Genomic DNA, 18,319 nt, shown 5'->3' on the forward strand with positions numbered 1-18,319 from the left:
TGGGCTGCGCGACACGGTGAAGGAAGCCGCGCAGCCCACGTTTAATCCCGCGTTTACGAATTTCCTACAACTTCGCCTGGCGCAGTGCGCCGCTACGGGATTTGGCCATGGCCGCCAGGCGCACCGCGACGTTGGCCGCGCCGTAGCCGGCATAAGCGTTTTTACGCTGGATGATCTCAAAGAAGAATCGCCCCTCGAACGGCTCGGTGTACACATGAAACAGTTCACCGCCCTGGGCGTCGCGGTCGTACAACACGTTGTAGTAGGCCAGTTCGCTGAGGAACTCGTCGTCGAAATCGAACCGCGCCGCCAGGTCATCGTAGTAGTTGAGCGGGATATCCAGTAGCGGCACGCCCGCCTCTTTCGCACGGCTGACCTGGGCAAAGATGTCATCACAATCAAACGCGATGTGATGCACACCGGAGCCGCGATAACTCGACAGCGCGTGTGAGATCGCGGTGTTACGGTTCTCGGAAATGTTCAGCGGCAGGCGGATAGAACTGTCGCGGCTGCGCAACGCACGGCTCTTGACCAGACCATAGGGATCGGGCAGCACGACTTCATCGTCCGCCTCGAAATCCAGCAGGCTCTTATAGAACAGCACCCAGCTGTCGAGGCTGTCGGCCGGTAGTGCCATGGCCATGTGGTCGATGCGTTTGAGGCCGCCGCTGACCGGAGTTTGCGGGTACAGATTGAAGTCAGTGCCATAAACGTCGGCGTGCTGATCCACCAGATAAATCAGGCTGCCATCCGGTGCACGCACCGCCGCCAGCTCCAATTCGTTGGGGCCGACCAGTCCGCGATAGGGCTGGCCCTTGTAGGCCACGGCTCGGGCCAATGCGCTCGCGCTGTCCTTGACCCGCACGGCGGTGGCGCACAACGAAGGACCGTGGGCTTCGAAAAAGCTGTGGCCGAAGGAGTAAGGTTCTGAGTTGAGGATCAGGTTGATATCGCCCTGGCGCAGCAGACTGACGCTCTTGGAGCGATGCTGCCCGGCCTTGACGAACCCCAGTCGCTCCAGCCAATGGGAGAGCTTGGCGCCGAGGCTTTCGTCCACGGCAAACTCCAGAAACTCGATGCCGTTGTACTCGCTGGCCTTGGGTGTTTCGAACAGAATCCCGGGGTTGGCCGCAGGCTTGTCTTGCTGCGCCAGACGCTCGCGGGTTTTCTCTTCAAGGTACAACAACGAGCGCAAGCCGTCGGCGGCGTTGGCTCGTGGCGGGGCTGCGCGGAAGCCATCGTTGAAGATTTCCAGCGACAATGGCCCGGTGTACCCGCTCTTGATGATCGGTGCGAGGAACCCCGGCAAGTCGAATTCCCCCTGGCCCGGGAAGCAGCGAAAATGCCGGCTCCACTCCAGCACGTCCATGGCCAGGATCGGCGCGTCGGCCATTTGCACGAAGAAAATCCTGTCGCCGGGAATCTCGGCGATAGCACCTGGATCACCCTTGAGCGACAAGGTGTGAAAGCTGTCCAGCAACACGCCAAGGCTTGGGTGATCGGCCTGACGCACGATGTTCCACACCTGTTGATACGTGTTCACATGCCGCCCCCAGGCCAGCGCTTCGTAACCGATGCGCAGGCCGCGTGCCCCGGCATGCTCAGCCAGCAGCCGCAAGTCGTCGACCAGAATCTGTTGATCACCGATGGACTCGGCCGAGGCGTTGCTGCACACCAGCACCAAGTCAGTGCCCAGCTCCTGCATCAGGTCGAACTTGCGCTCGGCGCGTTCCAGATTGCGCGGCAGACGATCACGCCGACAGCCCTCGAAATCGCGGAACGGTTGAAACAGGGTGATGGCGATCCCGAGATCGGCGCACATCTGTTTAATTTCCCGCGGGCTGCCGTCGTAGTAGAGAAGGTCGTTCTCGAATATCTCGACGCCGTCGAATCCGGCGGCGGCAATGGCCTCGAGTTTTTCCGGCAGGGTGCCGCTCAAAGACACGGTGGCAATGGAACGCTGCATATTTAGGCTCCCGGTGGAGGCTTCGGCTACAGGGAATTTGCGCCGCTTTTAAAAGAGTGAGCGGATTATTGAGCCGGGTTGCCCATTGAGCAATTTAAAGTGTACTACCCAGTTAGTTTTGTGTTCGATTATCGAACACAATGGTGGTTGGCGAATTGACGATTTTTTGTCCACTGCCCAACATCGTCCTCACATTAAGTCCGGACACGCAGCACCGGCCGCGATGTCCAAAACACCAAATAACAAATTCAAAAAACGGGTGGTACACATGATTCCTTCCCAAAGCTCACGCATGGCTCCGGCCATGAACATCACTGCCGGTGGCATCGGCGACAAAATCCGCGGCGCCATGGCGGTCGGCAAAACCCGTTGGGGCATGCTGGCACTGGTGTTTTTCGCCACCACCCTGAACTACATCGACCGCGCCGCCCTCGGCGTGATGCAGCCAATCCTGGCCAAGGAAATGAGCTGGACGGCGATGGACTACGCCAACATCAACTTCTGGTTCCAGGTCGGTTACGCGATCGGTTTCGTGTTGCAAGGCCGTTTGATCGACCGGGTCGGTGTCAAGCGCGTGTTCTTCTGCGCGGTGCTGCTCTGGAGTCTGGCGACCGGCGCCCACGGCCTGGCCACTTCGGCGGTTGGCTTCATGGTTTGTCGCTTCATCCTCGGCCTGACCGAAGCGGCCAACTACCCGGCTTGCGTGAAAACCACACGGCTGTGGTTTCCGGCCGGCGAGCGTGCCGTAGCCACCGGCATTTTCAACGCCGGCACCAACGTCGGCGCGATGTTCACGCCAATGCTGCTGCCACTGATCCTGCACGTCTGGGGCTGGCAAGCCGCGTTCCTGTGCATGTCGGCACTGGGCGGAATCTGGTTGCTGTTCTGGGGGCTGAAGTACTTCAACCCGGAGGATCACCCAAGCGTCAAACAGTCGGAACTGGACTACATCCAGAACGAAGTCGAACCGGAACAAACCCGCGTACCGTTCTCGAAAATCCTGCGCATGCGTGGCACCTGGGCCTTCGCCCTCGCCTACTCGATGACCGCGCCGGTGTTCTGGTTCTACCTGTACTGGCTACCGCCGTTCCTCAACCAGCAATACAACCTGGGCATCAACGTGACCCAGATGGGTATCCCGCTGATCATCATCTACCTCACCGCCGACTTCGGCAGTGTCGGCGGCGGCATCCTCTCCTCGTTCCTGATCGGTCGCGGAGTCAACCCGATCAAGGCGCGACTGATGTCCATGTTCCTGTTCGCCTGCTGCATCATCGGCGTGATCATGGCCGCCGGCTCCAGCAATCTGTGGGTTGCCGTATTCGCCATCTCCCTGGCCATCGGCGCGCATCAGGCCTGGACCGCGAACATCTGGAGCCTGGTGATGGACTACACGCCCAAGCACATGATGAGCACGGTATTCGGCTTCGGCGGCATGTGCGCAGCGATTGGCGGGATGTTCATGACCCAATTGGTCGGCCACATCCTGACCGTCACCAACAACAATTACACCGTGCTGTTCACCCTGATTCCGGCGATGTATTTCATCGCACTGACCTGGATGTACTTCATGGCACCGCGCAAGATTCCGACCATCACTGAGTAATACGCCCTACCGCGTCAGGCCTGATTTCAGGCCTGACGCCTCTCTTTCAGCGACGGCTTTGCTGCCACGCTGCCGCCAGTCCGCTGCAACAGATCACCGCAATACCGACCACGGTGGTCAGGGTCGGCGTGTGCGCAAACAGCAGCCAGCCCAACAACCCGGCAAACACAATCTGGCAATAGCCGAATGGCGCCAGCAAGGCCGGCGCGGCATGGCGGAACGCCTGGGTCAGAAACAGATGCGCAGTCATCCCGCACGCGCCCAGCGCCAGCATCATCGCCCCGTGCATCAGACTCGGCAGTTGCCAGAAGAACGGCACCAGCGCGCTCATCACCAGGGTGTTACACAGGCCGGCAAAGAAGTTGCTGGTGGTCGGGCTATCGACTTCGCTGAGCTTGCGGGTGAGCAGTTGATAGAAGCAGAAAAACAGCGCCGAGCAGAGCGGCAGCAAGACCGCCGGGGTGAACAACTCCCCTCCCGGGTGCACGATGATCAGCACACCGATGAATCCGCAAATCACCGCGATCCACTGACCACGCGTCACCCGCTCCTTCAGCAACGGTACCGATAGCGCCGTCACCAGCACTGGCGCAAGAAAGTTGACCGCCGTGGCTTCGGCCAGCGGGATGTACTGCAAACCCGTGGTGAAGAACAGGCTGGTGCCCAACAGGCACAACGCCCTGAACAACTGCAGCATCGGTCGTTTGGTGCGCAGGACACGCAACCCGGATTGCGGCAGAAAAATCCCCGCCATCAGCAGGGTGTGAACCACATAGCGCGCCCACACCACCATGACAATCGGATAGAACCCGGAAAGGTACTTCGATAAAGCGTCATGGCTGGAAAACAGGAAAGTCGCGACAACGATCAGCAGGATCCCTTTGAAGGGCTGATTGACGCCGGAAAGCGGGGTGCTGCTGGGCGACGTCAAGACGAGGTCCTTTTATGAGTGGAGGCGAGGCTTGAATAATTTAGAATCCGGTTCCATTTTATGACATCGACGACTCAAGAAAGTGTGCGAATACCGCACACTGTTTATTCAAGCGGACATCGCGTTCAACTGAACAACTCTGACGCCTGGCTCGCCAGCGAAAGCTCTTCGGTGTACTTCAACAGGGTCGACGCCAACTCATGCAAACGCGCACCGGGCATTCGCGCGCTTGGCCCGGCAATACTGAGCACGCCAATGACCCGCCCATCCAGTGGATGACGGACCACGGCGGCAATCGCCGAGGTGCCCACCGCCGAACTTTCCTCGACCCACGCGTAGCCTTGCTCCCGCGCCAGGCGTAAACGCTCCAGCAGCTCAATACTCGAACGCGGTGCATTAGGCCCGACGTCCCGAGGCAATTCGGCCCCTTGCCGCTCGACCAGAGACAGCGCCTCGGCATCGCTCATGCACGCCAGCCACGCATGCCCGGAAGCCGTGTAGAACAAAGGCGCATCGCGCCCCATGTCGGGGTCGTAGCGCAGCCCCGAGCGGGCGCCCTGGGACTTGGCGATCCAGACCTGTCGTTCACCCTGGATCACCCCCAGACGCACCAGCTCACCGGTTTCCCCGGCCAGACGATCGAGCACCGGCTGAACGATATCCGCACCGCTGCCGGACAGGTATCGAAAGCCCATGGCCACCAGTTTGGTCGACAGGTGATAGCGCAGGTTGTCCGGATTCTGCCGCACGTAACCCAGGCGAATCAGTTCGGCGAGCAACCGATGAGTCGCGCTTTTAGGGATTTCCAGTTGCTCGGCCAGCGTTTGCATCGGCAAACCCTGCGGTTCACCGGTCAGGCTTTCCAGCACGCTGAAGACACGTTCGATCTGACTGCCAGCCATGGTAGGTCCCAAACAAAATTTGGCTGATTCTAGAAGAGAAGCCCCACGAAGCAAAATTCGGAACCAGTCGCACAACCGGTAGTCTGACGACCGGAGTGGCGCCGCTCCCACTTGGCAGCAACACTCATCGCACGGATGCTTTACCCGGAACAGAAGAGGATTCCCACATGCTATGGAGAAAAGGCCGACGCAGCGACAACGTGGTCGATGCCCGTGGTGATGATGTCGGCAGTGGCGGCGGCGGGGTGCGCTTCGGCGGTGGCAAGGGCCTGAGCCTGGCGGCGATCCTCCTGATCGTCGGCATCGGCTGGATCACTGGCCAGGACCCGCTGCAAATCCTCGGGCAACTGACCGGGCAAATGGGCCAGCAATCGGCACCCGCCACCAACCAGAGTCGCAAGGCACCACCAGTCAATGATGAAAGCGCGGAATTCGTGCGTTCGATCCTCGGCGACACCGAGGACACCTGGGGCGCGATATTCCAGCAGGCCGGCCGCCAATACAAAGACCCGACCCTGGTGCTGTTCAGCAACCGCGTGAATTCGGCCTGCGGTCTGGCCTCCTCGGCGACCGGCCCGTTCTATTGCCCGGCCGACCAGAAGGTCTATCTGGACATGGCGTTCTTCCAGGAGATGTCCCAACGTTTTTCCGCCGCGGGCGACTTCGCCCAGGCCTACGTGATCGCCCACGAAATCGGACACCATGTGCAGACCTTGCTCGGGGTGTCCGCGAAAATTCAGGCCGCACGCCAACAAGGCCGGCAGATGGAAGGCGACGGCGGTTTGCTGGTTCGCCAGGAACTGCAAGCCGATTGCCTGGCCGGCGTCTGGGCCAACAATGCGCAGAAGCGCCTGAACTGGCTGGAACCGGGCGACATCGAAGAAGCACTGAATGCAGCGAACGCCATCGGCGACGATCGTTTGCAGCAACAGGGTCAGGGCCGTGTGGTCCCGGACTCGTTCACCCACGGTACGTCGGCGCAACGGGTGCGCTGGTTCAAAACCGGTTTCGCCCAAGGCCAGGTAAGCCAGTGCGATACCTTTGCGACGAAAAATCTGTAATGAAGAAGTGGTTGTTGGTTGTTCTGTTTACTTGCGCAACGTCCCAGGCCGCCGAGCATGGGGTCAAAGACCTCAGCTCAGGGCGCCTGTTGTTGAAATCAGGTGAAATCGCGGTGGGCATCAGCCCTGCCCCGGCAAAAATCGAACGGGTGCTGATCATCCTCCACGGTCGCCTGCGCAACGCGCAAACCTATCTGCAAAGCGGTGAGCACGCGGCCGAACTGGCCGGGCAAAGTGCAACGACCCTGGTGATCGCCCCGCAATTCCTCAATGAAACCGATGTTGCGGTCCATCCGGTGGCCGACACCGTTTTGCGCTGGCAAGGCAATGAATGGATGGCTGGCGGCGAATCCACGGCACCGTTTCGGCTGAGTTCCTACGCCGCGCTCGACGAAATCATCGCCCGCCTGGGTGACCGCCAGCAGTTTCCGGATGTGAAGCAAATCATCATCGCCGGGCACTCAGGCGGCGCGCAGGTGGTTCAGCGCTATGCGTTGCTCGGTCATGATCAGCCGGCCCTCGAAGCCGCAGGCGTGGAGGTGCGGTACGTGATCGCCAACCCCTCGTCCTACGCCTATTTCGATGAACGCCGGCCGGTGGCATTCAGCCACGCCGGTTGCCCGCAATTCAATCGCTGGAAATATGGGCTGACGGATTTGCCCGCTTACGCCGAAGGACAAACTCCCGCTCAACTGCAGGAAAAGTACCTCAAGCGCGACATCGTTTATCTACTGGGCCAGCAGGACACCGACCCGAATCATCCGGCGCTGGATAAAAGCTGCGAAGCCAAGGCACAGGGACCTTATCGATTGGCCCGCGGGCGTTTTTACTTTGACTATCTGAAGCGGCTGCAACCGCAAGGGTTGAATCAGCAACTGATTGAAGTACCCGGAGTCGGGCATAACGGGGACGGGATGTTTACGTCGCCGGAGGGGCAGAAGGCGTTGTTTGGGCAGTGAGTTTCAGGCTGCCTGAATTGACGCCATCGCGAGCAAGCTCGCTCCCACAGTAGTGGTTCTCTGGTGTTCCAAATACCTTTGAGTTCATCCAGATCCATGTGGGAGCGAGCTTGCTCGCGATGGCGGTTTGGCAGACAACAAATTCGTCAAGCTGACAGCATCTGCCGCAATTCGACACAATCCGCCGCATGCCAATCGGTCAATTCCGGCCACGGATTATCCGGCAGATTCACCAGCACCGTGCGCGCACCCGCCGCTCGCCCGCAATCGAGATCGAAGCGGTAATCACCCACCATTACCATCTCGCTCGCCGGCACTTTCCACGCTTCGGCCAGTTTCAGCAGCCCGCCTGGATGCGGTTTGGGCGGTGCATCATCGCGGCCCAACACATCCTCCAGCGCAAAGCAGTCGGCCAGGCCAATGGCCTCCAGCGTGACATGCGCCAGCTCCCGGGCATTGCGCGTGAGAATGCCCAGGCGATAACCGCGCCCGGCCAGCTCGCGCACCAGCTCCACCGCTCCCGGCGCCGGTTGTGAACCGAGGGCCAGGTCCCGCTCATGCTCCAGCAGCCACGCATGTTTGGCAGCGGCCTCATCGGCCGGCAGTGCGGCGAGGTGGGTCAGGATGTCGTGTTCGGCAGGGATTGCCAACGCCACGCGAATCGCCGCGAAGTCGTGCACGGCCACGGTCAGGGTGCCGTCCATGTCGAACACCCAGTGACGCACGTCGGCCAGACTCATGCCCAATCCTTACGGTGACGGATCAAGCCTTCCTGGGTGACCGAAGCCACCAGTTGCCCGGCACGATTGAACACACTGCCCCGGGAGAATCCACGGGAGTTGCCGGCCCACGGACTGTCCATCGCGTAGAGCAACCAGTCATCGGCGCGCAGATCCTGATGGAACCACAGTGCGTGATCGAGGCTGGCGACCTGCATGTCCTTGTGCCACACCGACTTGCCGTGGGGCTGCATCGAGGTGGTCAACAAGCCAAAGTCCGATGCGTAAGCGAGCAAATACTTGTGCAGCGCCGGCGAGTCGGCCAAAGCGCCGTCGGCACGAAACCAGACGTACTTGACCGGGTCGGAGGGCAGCGGGTTGTAGGGATCTTTCTCGGTCACCGGGCGAAATTCGATCGGCTTCGGGCACAGCAGTTTTTCGCGCATTTTCTCGGGGATCAGGTGCGCGCGCTGCTGGGTGATCTCCAGCTCCGATGGCAGGTTTTCCGGACCGACCACTTGCGGCATTTCGCTCTGGTGCTGGAAGCCTTCTTCGTCGTACTGGAACGACGCACTGCACGTAAAGATCGGGTGGCCCTTCTGGATAGCCGTCACCCGGCGCGTGCTGAAACTGCCACCGTCACGCACTCGGTCTACCTGATACACCACCGGCAACCCGGCATCACCCGGACGCAGGAAATAGCCGTGCATCGAATGCACATGGCGCGCCTCTTCAACCGTCTGACTGGCCGCCGACAGCGACTGGCCAAGCACCTGACCACCGAACAGCTGACGAAAGCCCAGGTCCTGGCTACGGCCACGGAACAGGTTTTCTTCGATCGGTTCCAGGGTCAGCAGGTCGACCAGATCATCCAACACTTGGCTCATTCAGATGCTCCTCACGCAAAACATTGCCGCGCAGCCTTGGCTGCAACGCTCGATTCAGTTTCTGGACTCTGCCCATGAGGGCCATTGTAAACGTCCGTGTCAGGTTATCCATGCAAGGTTTGCAGCCATTGCTCGCGGCTGATGCGATACAGCACGTGCCGACGCAACGGATGATCGGCTTCGAGCCGCGGGTGATCGAAGTCATTTTCCGGATCATGGTGCATGCCGATGGCCTGCATGACTTTCTCTGAGGGCAGATTGGTTTGCGTGGTGAAGGCCACGACCTCTTTCAGCGGCAAGCGGTCGAACCCGCAGCGCAGAGCGGTCCACGCCGCTTCGCTGGCATAACCCAACCCCCAGTGCTCACGGGCCAGGCGCCAACCGATTTCCGTGGCGGGGGTGAAAGGCGCGTCGAATCCGACCACGCTGAGCCCGGTAAACCCGATGAACTGGCCGGAATCTTTTCGCTGCAAGGCCCAGAGACCATAACCATGCTCGGCGAAATGACCACGGATTCGCCCGATCAATGATGCGCTTTCCAGTCGGCTCATGATCGCCGGGAAGTAGCGCATGACCTGCGGATCGGCACACATCGCCGCAAACTCCGGCAAATCTTCATCACGCCACTGGCGCAACAGCAGCCGAGCGCTTTCAAGTTCCAGTATTGGCTCCATTGCTCCCCGCCCTCCGATTGCATGCCGCAAGTCTACAACGCTGGTAGGATCCTTCTCTCATTCCTGAATGAAATCATCATGCCGCTCCCGCTGATTTATCACGAAGACTACAGCCCCGAGTTTCCGGCGGACCACCGCTTCCCCATGGACAAGTTTCGCCTGCTGCGCGATCACCTGGTGGACAGTGGCCTGACCCGCGACGCCGACCTGTTGCGCCCGGAATTGTGTCCCGCAGACATTCTCGCCCTCGCCCATGACCCTTCGTATATCGAACGCTACATGAGTGGCGAATTGTCCCGCGAAGACCAGCGCCGCCTCGGCCTGCCCTGGAACGAAGCCCTGGCCCGGCGTACGGTGCGGGCGGTCGGTGGCTCGTTGCTGGCGGCCGAGCAGGCGCTGGAACATGGCCTGGCCTGTCACCTGGCGGGCGGCACCCACCACGCGCACTACGACTACCCGGCCGGGTTCTGCATCTTCAACGACCTGGCGGTGATCAGCCATTACCTGCTGGAAAGTGGTCGGGTGAATCGGGTGCTGATCTTCGATTGCGACGTGCATCAGGGCGACGGGACTGCACGAATACTGCACAACACTCCAGAGGCGGTGACCGTTTCCCTGCACTGCGAGAAGAACTTTCCCGCACGCAAAGCCGAAAGTGATTGGGACATTGCGCTGCCCAACGGCATGGGCGATGCCGATTACCTGAAAGTGGTGGACGATGCACTCAACTACCTGCTGCCGCTCTACCAGCCGGATCTGGTGTTGTATGACGCCGGGGTCGATGTGCATAAGGACGACGCCCTGGGTTATCTGAAGCTGACAGACGAAGGCGTCGCCGCCCGCGATGAAAGCGTGATGCGCCATTGCCTGGGCCGCGACATTCCGCTGGTCGGGGTGATCGGCGGCGGCTACAGCAAGGACCGCCAGGCCCTGGCCCGCCGTCACGGCATCCTCCATCACAGCGCGCAGCGCGTCTGGCAGTCATCAGGTTGTCACTGAGCTGTGGATGCTTTACCCACAATGCCTGTGGAACTGCCTGTGGATAACCTGAGTGAAAGGGCTTACAGCCCTCACGGGCCATGGGTTGCAGAATCCTGATTGTTTTTTAACCACCTCTGAAAACACCACAGCTCAAATGTGGGAGCGAGCTTGCTCGCGATAGCGGTGTGTCAGATACATAGGCGTTGAGTGTGCCGACGTCATCGCGAGCAAGCTCGCTCCCACAGGGATTCGGGCTGCTAGAATGCGCGGCTTATCCAGCCATGCCGCAGCTCTCATCATGACCCAGCCCTCAACCGCTTCCCCTTCCCGCGTCGCCATCATCGGCGGCGGCCCTGCCGGTTTGATGGCCGCTGAAGTGTTGAGCCAGGCCGGGATCAAGGTCGACCTGTACGACGGTATGCCTTCGGTCGGGCGAAAATTCCTGCTGGCTGGGGTCGGCGGCATGAACATCACTCACTCCGAAGCCTACCCGGCGTTTCTCTCGCGCTACGCCGAACGCGCCCCGCAGATCGCCCCGCTGCTGCGCGGCTTCGGTGCCGAAGCGCTGTGCCAGTGGATTCACGAGCTAGGTATCGAAACCTTCGTCGGCAGCTCCGGCCGGGTATTCCCCACTGACATGAAAGCCGCGCCGCTGCTACGCGCCTGGCTCAAGCGCCTGCGCGACAGCGGCGTAGTTATCCACACCCGCCACCGCTGGTTGGGCTGGGACGAGCTTGGCGGATTGCGCATCGACAGCCCGGAAGGCGAGAAGACCGTTCAAGCCGATGCCACCCTGCTGGCCCTCGGTGGCGGCAGTTGGTCGCGCCTGGGCTCGGACGGCGCATGGATGCTGCCACTGGAGCAGCACGGCGTAGGACTGGCGCCGTTGCAACCGAGCAATTGCGGCTTCGAGGTGCAGGCCTGGAGCGAATTGATGGTCAGCAAATTCGCCGGCGCGCCGCTGAAAAATATCGCCATCGGTCTCAACGATGACGTGCCCCGACTCGGCGAATGTGTGATCACCGCCACCGGGATCGAGGGCAGTTTGATCTACGCCCTGTCGGCCCCCATCCGCGAAGCAATCAACCGGCACGGTTCGGCAACGATTCATCTGGACCTGCTGCCCGGCCGGCCTGTGGATAAAGTTCAGGCGGCGTTGAGCAAGCCCCGGGGATCGCGCTCCATGGCCAAACACCTGCACAGTCAGTTGGGCATCGATGGGGTAAAAGCGGCGCTATTGCGTGAACTGACCAGCGTCGAGTGCTTTGCCGACATGGCCTTGCTGGCGAATGCGATCAAGGCATTGCCCCTGACACTGGTGAAAACCCGTCCACTGGACGAGGCCATCAGCAGCGCTGGCGGTGTGCTGTTCGAGGCGATGGATGAGCGATTGATGCTCAAGCAAATGCCTGGCGTGTTTTGCGCCGGGGAAATGCTTGATTGGGAAGCGCCGACAGGCGGTTATCTGCTGACCGCGTGTTTCGCCAGTGGGCGAACGGCGGGGTTGGGGATGGTGGAGTGGCTGAAGCGCCAGGCTTGAAGACCGAGGCGCGCCCTTCGCGAGCAAGCCCGCTCCCACAGGGGATCTGTGTCGTGCACAAATCCCCTGTGGGAGCGGGCTTGCTCGCGAAGGCGGCTTAATTAACGCTGCGTATTTTAAGGTTTGCGCTTACGCGGCCCGGTATTGAACACCGGCACTTTGCGCACGGGCTTGATCGAAGGCTCCGCCGGAGCAACTTCCCCGCTGTCCACCCATTTACCCAGATTGCGCTTGCCGCCACCGCCGGAAGCCTTAGGCTTCTTCGGTTTCTTCGGCTTCTTGACGACCTGGCCGCTGGCATCGGTATCCGGCACCCGGTGCTCAGGTTCGAAGTCCGGCTCGTTCTGACGTTTCAGCGTCTGGCGGGTCAGCATCTCGATGGCCGACAGCAGATTCACTTCATCGGCGCACACCAGGGAAATCGCCTCACCGGTCGAACCCGCGCGGCCGGTACGACCGATGCGGTGGATATAGTCCTCGGCCACGATCGGCAGGTCGAAGTTGACCACCAGCGGCAAGTCCTCGATGTCCAGACCACGGGCGGCGACGTCGGTGGCGACCAGGATCTGCACTTCACTTGCCTTGAAACGGTCCAGTGCGCGCTGACGGGTCGCCTGGGGTTTGTCGCCGTGGATGCCGTCGGCATTGATGCCCAGGCCCTGAAGTTTCTCCACCAGCGCGTCCACACCGTTGCGGGTCTTGGCGAACACCAGCACCTGCTTCCACTTGCCCTTGCGCATCAGGTGCACGAACAGCTCCGGCTTGCGCTTCTTGTCCACCGTCACGATCCATTGCTTGACGGTGTTGGCCGCGACGTTGCGCGGGCTGACTTCGATGCTCAACGGGTCGTTGAGCATCTGCCCGGCCAGCAGGCGGATGTCGTCGGAGAAGGTCGCGGAGAACAGCAGCGTCTGGCGTTTTTTCGGCAGCGCGCGGTAAATGTTCGCCAGCTCCTCGGAAAAGCCCAGGTCGAGCATGCGATCGGCTTCGTCCAGCACCAGGGTTTGCAACTGGTTGAACTTCAGCGCGTTCTGGCGGAACAGGTCGAGCAAGCGGCCCGGGGTCGCCACCAACAGGTCGACGCCGCTGCGCAGCTTCATCATTTGCGGGTTGATGCTGACGCCGCCGTATACCGCATACGTGCGCAACGGCAGGTTCTCGGCGTACTGGCGTACGGCTTCGTGAACCTGCTCGGCCAGCTCGCGGGTTGGCACCAGGATCAGCGCGCGTACCGAGTTGGCGGTGACTTTCGGCCCTTCCATGGCCAGCAGTTGCAACAGCGGCAAGGCAAAACCGGCGGTCTTGCCGGTGCCGGTCTGGGCGGCGGCCATCAGGTCGCGACCGGCCAGCACCGCCGGAATGGCCTGCGCCTGAACCGGCGTCGGAGTCTGGTAGCCGAGCGTCTCGAGGGAGCGCAGCAAGGGTTCGATCAGGCCAAGGGTGGCGAAAGTCATGGGAGTACCGTAGGAAAAATCAGCGCGGGTTGTTCAAAACAAGTGTGCAAAACGAGATGCAATGGCGCGCAGTTTACCCTAATTCACACGGGATTCTGTCGGCACCACCGTCACCACAGGCTTAACCGGCGCCCGACGCCACTGCGGTAATCCGATCAGCACCACGGCACTGATGATCACCGCCATCGCCAGGGCTTCTTCGATGCCGATGGTTTCACCGACGAACACGATCCCCAGCAACACTGCCACCGCCGGGTTGACGTAGGCATAACTGGTGGCCGCCGCCGGACGCACGTGTTTCAACAGGTACATGTAGGCGTTGAAGGCGATGATCGAACCGAAGACGGTCAAGTACGCCAAGGCTGCCCAGCCTTCGATCGGCGGCACTTTCTCCAGGTGTTCACCACTGACCGCACTGCCGATCAGCAGCACCACGCCACCCACCAGCATTTCCACGGCACTGGCCATCGCGCCTTGGGGCAACGGCAAGTGTTTGCTCCACACCGAGCCAAAGGCCCAGGTTGCCGCCGCGAATATCAGCAACGCCGCGCCCAACGGACTCGATTGCAGGTTGGAGCCAAGATTGAGCATGGCAATGCCGATCAACCCGAGCACAATCCCGGCCCATTCGAGACGGGTATTACGCGCGCCCCAGAAATACCCACAGAGCAAGGTAAACAGCGGCACCGTCGCCACCGCCAACGCGGCGACACCGGAAGCCACACCGGTGTGCTCGGCGACACTGACCGCACCATTACCACAGGCGAGCAGCAACACGCCGATGACCCCGGCGGCTTTCCACTGCGCCCAGGTCGGCGCCGGCGCCCCGCGCCAGCGCAGGAAGGCGTACATCATGGTCCCGGCGATGACGAAACGGATCCCGGCGAGCAGCAGCGGCGGCCAATATTCCACGCCGATGCGAATCACCAGGTAGGTCGAACCCCAAATCACGTACAGCGCGAAGAAGGCGGCGATCAGTGGCAAGGGAAAGCGACGTGGGGCAGGCATGGGGGCAGCTCGCAGGCAAGACAAGTGAACGGCTATTCTAGAAAGGCCAACAGCGGAAAATAAGTTACAAAACCTGTTTATCGCACCGGTACACTTTTCAAAACACGGAGTTTCTTGCGATAAACCGTGTTTTCGAAAGCCAGTCATTTTCAGGAGTCGTCCCATGGACAAATACGACCGCATGCTGCTCAGCGCGTTGCTGGAAAACGGTCGCGCGTCCTACGCGGACCTGGCGCGCAAGGTCAACCTGTCCGCCCCGGCCGTGGCCGAGCGCGTGGCCAAGCTCGAAGCCAACGGCGTGATCACCGGCTATCAGGCAAAGGTCGACATGGCCAAACTGGGCCTGCCGATCCAGTGCGTGATCGAACTGCGCCTGAACCAGCACGGCAACCAGAAAGCCTACGACGACCTGATCAAGATCCCGCAACTGACCGAATGCCATCGGGTGACCGGCGACCCGTGCGTGATCATGCAAGCCGCGGTGGGCTCGATGCCGGAGCTGGAAGAGCTGATCAACCGGATCGCCACGTTCGGGTTCAGCAAGACGTCGATCGTGCTGTCCAGTGCGATAGAAAAGCGGGTGCCGTTGGGGCATATCGAAGGGAATGGCAAGCTTTGATCGAACGCGGAACCTGTAGGAGCGAGTCTGCTCGCGATGGTCGCCAACGATAACGCGGGAAACCTGACACCCCGCACTGTTCTCGGGTTCATCGCGAGCAGGCTCGCTCCTACAGGGGGTTTGCGGTGTATTCAGAACCCGCGATAGCGCTTGAGATGCTCGCCCACTTTTGCCGCCGGGACCTTCTGCAACTTGCACAGCAAGTCATGGGACAGCTCGCGCAGGCCATGCTTCTGGAGCAACTCTTTCTCCAGGTGCGCCGTCAGGTTGGCGGCCATCTCGGCATCGGCCAGGGCCCGGTGAGCCTTGCCGGTGTGGGGCAGGTTGGCAAACGTGGTGAGGGTGCCGAGTTTGTGGTTCGGCGCGGCGGGCATCAGGCGCCGGGCCAATAGCAGCGAGCAGGCAAAGTTCTGCAAGCGGGTGCGTTTGATTCGCCCCAGTTCGAAGTCCCAGAACTTCTGGTCGAATGCCGCGTTGTGCGCGAGCAACGGTGTGGTGCCGACGAATTCATTCACTTCGTTCATCACCTGCTCCGCCGACGGCGCGGTGTGCAGCATGGCGTTGCTGATGCCGGTGAGCTGCTCGATGAAGGCCGGGACGCGCACGCCGGCGTTCATCAGGCTTTGGTAACGCTCGACGATGCGCCCCTGCTCAAGGATCACCACGGCAATTTCCGTGGCCCGGCAGCTGCTGCTCGGGGAGATCCCGGTGGTTTCAAAGTCGATGACTGCTATGCGTTCCAAACCTGGTTCAACTCCGTAAAAATCAATTCTTGAGCAGCAACGCGCCTTCGATTGGCACGTAGCGGCTGGCGGCGCGGATCAGCGAGTTGGCGGTCAGGCCCGGTACGCCGTAGGCCACCGCTTGCACGCCATGTTTGCTGATGATGCGTTCGAGCAGCATGTCGAAATCGCCATCGCCGGAGGCCAGCACGATTTCGTCGACATGATCGGCGGCATCCATGATGTCGAGGGTGATGCCCACGTCCCAGTCGCCCTTGGCCGAACCATCGCTGCGCTGGATGTAAGGCTTGAGCTTCACGGTGAAGCCGAGGTTGCGCAGGATCTGCTGGAACTGCTGCTGTTTGCTGTCGCCACGGTCGATGGCGTAGGCGTAGGCTTCGACGATCTCGCCCTGTTTGCTGATGTCAGCCCACAGCGCGGCGTAGTTGAAGTGACAACCATAGGCCTGACGCACGGTGTAGTAGAGGTTCTGGACATCGGCGAACACTGCGATTTTTTTCACCGGCTTTCCTCAAAGGCTGAATCAGGCACCAGGCCCGAGAAGTCGCCCAGTATGCCAGCCTGAAGGATTGTTCCGCGAATAATCGGCTATGTGGCGAGGGAGCAAGCTCCCTCGCCACAGGTGTGTCAGACGAAGGAATCGTCGTCGCCGCCGAATAACGAGTCATCGCTGTAGTCAGCGTCGCTGAACCCGCTCTGATCGTTGCTGTAGGAGTCGTTACCAGCCATGCGCTGGTCATCGCCCCAGCCATTGTTGCCCTGGTCGTTGACCTGGGCCGGCTCTTCCTTGATGACTTCAACGATTTCCGGTTGCTGATTGTGATGGAACAGGCTGCTGATGCCTTGAGCCAGCATCACACCACCGGCGACACCGGCCGCGGTTTTCAATGCGCCACCGAGGAAACTGCTGCCGGCCGCTGCCGGGGCCTGTTGCTGGGGTGCATAGCCCTGCTGTGGAAAGTTTTGCTGCGGGGCGCCGAAGTTCTGTTGGGGCGGTGGTGCGCCAAACGACGAGCGCCCCGGCTCACGCCAGCCACCGCTCGATGGTGGTGCGCTCTGGGTGGGTGCCGGCTGTGGCTCACGAGAGCTGCCGCCAAAGATGCTCGACAAAAAGCCACCGCTACCCGGTGCCGGAGCCGGGGTTGCCTGAGCCTTGGCCTGTTGCAGCTCGGCCTGCAATTGCTGGACTTGCCGGGTCAGTTGCTGGTTCTGTTCATCGAGGCTCTTGATCGCCGCCTCTTGCACCAGAATCGCCTGGGTCATGAAATAGCCTGCCGCAGGCTGGCGCGTCAGGTGTTCCTTGATCCGCGCCTCGGCCTGGGCGTCGCGCGGGGCTGAGTCCGTTTCGGCCTGTTGCAGCCGGGAAAACAGTCCATCGATCAGGGTTTGTTCTTCGCTGTTCATGGCGACCTCGTAGATTGCCGGGAAAATCGTTGCCTTTATCCACTGAGGATAAGGTGCTCAACCTTAATGGAGGCTGAAACAAGATGTTTCAATGACCTTTACCGAACGTTTACGTTTGCGTCCCCGAGCGTTTGATCGGTTAAAGTGAGCCACTGCTTCCAACCTGCGATACCAACTGATGAATCCGTTAGATGTCCTGCGTGACTCGCTGTATTTTTTCAAGCGCAATCTGGGCCAGATCGTGCAACTGTGCCTGCCGCTGGTGATTCTTGAGGCGCTGCTGCAACAAGTGGTCGACCACTCCACGGAGCCGGACAGTTTCCCCGGCATCAGCGTGATTGTCGGCCTGCTGGTGTACCCGCTGTACACCGCCGCGCTGATTCTGTTTCTCGACGCCCGCAGCCGGGGCGAGTCGCCGCGCAACCGCGACCTGCTGGCGATGGCGGCAAGCCTGTGGCCACGCTTCGCCCTGCTGACGGCGCTCAATACCGTGCTGATTCTGCTCGGCCTGTCGCTGTACTTCCTGCCGGGTATCTACCTGATGGTGACCCTGGCGTTTGGTGAGTATCTGCTGGTGTTGCGAGGCCTGGCGCCGCTGGCGGCCATGAAGGAAAGCCTGCGCATGACCCAAGGTCACTTTCTGCGCATCCTGCTGTGCATTCTGTGTGTGATGGGGCCGTTGTGGTTGCTCAAGGGGGCGACCCTGGCGGTGTATCCGGAACCGCAAAACCCGGTGATTTCGCTGCTGATCGACAGCGCCCACAGTTTCCTGCAGCTGTTTACCAGCGTGGTGCTGTTCCGTTTGTTCATGCTGATCAACCCGTTGCCTGAGAGAAATGACAGCTCGCTCTGACCTAGGGCGCAA

Annotated in this window: 18 protein-coding genes; 7 read left to right on the forward strand and 11 right to left on the reverse strand. The window is 60.9% G+C overall.

The window, feature by feature from the left end; all coding sequences use genetic code 11:
• Positions 1-64: 64 nt before the first annotated feature.
• Entirely contained in the window at positions 65-1,966 is a 1,902-nt protein-coding gene (gene quiC / locus ACEN8Z_RS27995; protein ID WP_495596315.1) for a 3-dehydroshikimate dehydratase QuiC, read from the reverse strand.
• Positions 1,967-2,234: 268 nt separating this feature from the next.
• Here quiC and ACEN8Z_RS28000 point away from each other — a divergent pair, with 268 nt between their 5' ends.
• Positions 2,235-3,572 (forward strand): MFS transporter, encoded by a 1,338-nt coding sequence (locus ACEN8Z_RS28000; protein ID WP_495596316.1) that lies wholly within the window; start codon positions 2,235-2,237, stop codon positions 3,570-3,572.
• Positions 3,573-3,618: 46 nt separating this feature from the next.
• Here ACEN8Z_RS28000 and ACEN8Z_RS28005 read toward each other — a convergent pair whose 3' ends face one another.
• Positions 3,619-4,503 (reverse strand): DMT family transporter, encoded by an 885-nt coding sequence (locus tag ACEN8Z_RS28005; protein ID WP_007995364.1) that lies wholly within the window; start codon positions 4,501-4,503, stop codon positions 3,619-3,621.
• Positions 4,504-4,628: 125 nt separating this feature from the next.
• On the reverse strand, positions 4,629-5,405 hold the full coding sequence (locus tag ACEN8Z_RS28010; protein WP_116264096.1) for an IclR family transcriptional regulator: 777 nt from the start codon (positions 5,403-5,405) through the stop codon (positions 4,629-4,631).
• A 167-nt stretch (positions 5,406-5,572) separates the two neighbouring features.
• On the opposite strand from ACEN8Z_RS28010, the gene ypfJ reads away from it, so the two are divergent.
• Complete coding sequence (ypfJ, locus tag ACEN8Z_RS28015; RefSeq protein WP_495596317.1) at positions 5,573-6,466, forward strand: KPN_02809 family neutral zinc metallopeptidase; 894 nt, start codon at positions 5,573-5,575, stop codon at positions 6,464-6,466.
• Positions 6,466-7,425, forward strand: a complete 960-nt coding sequence (locus tag ACEN8Z_RS28020; protein ID WP_495596318.1) for an alpha/beta fold hydrolase — start codon at positions 6,466-6,468, stop codon at positions 7,423-7,425. Before ypfJ ends, ACEN8Z_RS28020 begins: the two co-directional genes overlap by 1 nt.
• 146 nt (positions 7,426-7,571) lie before the next feature.
• Here ACEN8Z_RS28020 and ACEN8Z_RS28025 read toward each other — a convergent pair whose 3' ends face one another.
• From ACEN8Z_RS28025 to ACEN8Z_RS28035, 3 genes are all read right to left on the reverse strand, one after another.
• Entirely contained in the window at positions 7,572-8,165 is a 594-nt protein-coding gene (locus ACEN8Z_RS28025) for an HAD family hydrolase (RefSeq protein WP_008052432.1), read from the reverse strand.
• Complete coding sequence (gene tesB / locus ACEN8Z_RS28030; RefSeq protein WP_007995359.1) at positions 8,162-9,031, reverse strand: acyl-CoA thioesterase II; 870 nt, start codon at positions 9,029-9,031, stop codon at positions 8,162-8,164. Before tesB ends, ACEN8Z_RS28025 begins: the two co-directional genes overlap by 4 nt.
• A 104-nt stretch (positions 9,032-9,135) precedes the next feature.
• The gene (locus ACEN8Z_RS28035; protein ID WP_495596319.1) at positions 9,136-9,705 is read right to left on the reverse strand and encodes a GNAT family N-acetyltransferase; all 570 of its coding nucleotides are present in this window, start codon (positions 9,703-9,705) and stop codon (positions 9,136-9,138) included.
• A 78-nt stretch (positions 9,706-9,783) separates the two neighbouring features.
• On the opposite strand from ACEN8Z_RS28035, the gene ACEN8Z_RS28040 reads away from it, so the two are divergent.
• Positions 9,784-10,704, forward strand: coding sequence for a histone deacetylase family protein (locus ACEN8Z_RS28040; protein ID WP_495596320.1), 921 nt, complete (start codon positions 9,784-9,786; stop codon positions 10,702-10,704).
• Between the two features lie 280 nt (positions 10,705-10,984).
• Positions 10,985-12,226 (forward strand): TIGR03862 family flavoprotein, encoded by a 1,242-nt coding sequence (locus ACEN8Z_RS28045; RefSeq protein WP_495596321.1) that lies wholly within the window; start codon positions 10,985-10,987, stop codon positions 12,224-12,226.
• A 116-nt stretch (positions 12,227-12,342) separates the two neighbouring features.
• Here ACEN8Z_RS28045 and rhlE1 read toward each other — a convergent pair whose 3' ends face one another.
• Positions 12,343-13,680 (reverse strand): RNA helicase RhlE1, encoded by a 1,338-nt coding sequence (gene rhlE1 / locus ACEN8Z_RS28050; RefSeq protein WP_495026944.1) that lies wholly within the window; start codon positions 13,678-13,680, stop codon positions 12,343-12,345.
• 78 nt (positions 13,681-13,758) lie between these two features.
• Positions 13,759-14,688: a drug/metabolite exporter YedA gene (gene yedA, locus ACEN8Z_RS28055; RefSeq protein WP_495596322.1), complete on the reverse strand. Its 930-nt coding sequence runs from the start codon at positions 14,686-14,688 to the stop codon at positions 13,759-13,761.
• A gap of 163 nt (positions 14,689-14,851) precedes the next feature.
• On the opposite strand from yedA, the gene ACEN8Z_RS28060 reads away from it, so the two are divergent.
• Positions 14,852-15,307 carry an Lrp/AsnC family transcriptional regulator gene (locus ACEN8Z_RS28060; protein ID WP_429518514.1) on the forward strand — a complete coding sequence of 152 codons (456 nt, stop codon included), beginning with the start codon at positions 14,852-14,854 and terminating at the stop codon, positions 15,305-15,307.
• Positions 15,308-15,438: 131 nt separating this feature from the next.
• Here ACEN8Z_RS28060 and ACEN8Z_RS28065 read toward each other — a convergent pair whose 3' ends face one another.
• The 3 genes from ACEN8Z_RS28065 to ACEN8Z_RS28075 form a co-directional block, all read right to left on the reverse strand.
• Complete coding sequence (locus tag ACEN8Z_RS28065) at positions 15,439-16,050, reverse strand: 3'-5' exonuclease (RefSeq protein ID WP_495596323.1); 612 nt, start codon at positions 16,048-16,050, stop codon at positions 15,439-15,441.
• Between the two features lie 22 nt (positions 16,051-16,072).
• Entirely contained in the window at positions 16,073-16,552 is a 480-nt protein-coding gene (locus ACEN8Z_RS28070; RefSeq protein ID WP_007990686.1) for a LabA-like NYN domain-containing protein, read from the reverse strand.
• Between the two features lie 125 nt (positions 16,553-16,677).
• Entirely contained in the window at positions 16,678-17,454 is a 777-nt protein-coding gene (locus ACEN8Z_RS28075) for a DUF2076 domain-containing protein (protein ID WP_495596324.1), read from the reverse strand.
• Between the two features lie 178 nt (positions 17,455-17,632).
• On the opposite strand from ACEN8Z_RS28075, the gene ACEN8Z_RS28080 reads away from it, so the two are divergent.
• On the forward strand, positions 17,633-18,307 hold the full coding sequence (locus tag ACEN8Z_RS28080; RefSeq protein WP_495596325.1) for a YciC family protein: 675 nt from the start codon (positions 17,633-17,635) through the stop codon (positions 18,305-18,307).
• The last annotated feature ends 12 nt before the right edge of the window (positions 18,308-18,319 follow it).

The organism is Pseudomonas sp. Pseusp10 (assembly GCF_059492225.1).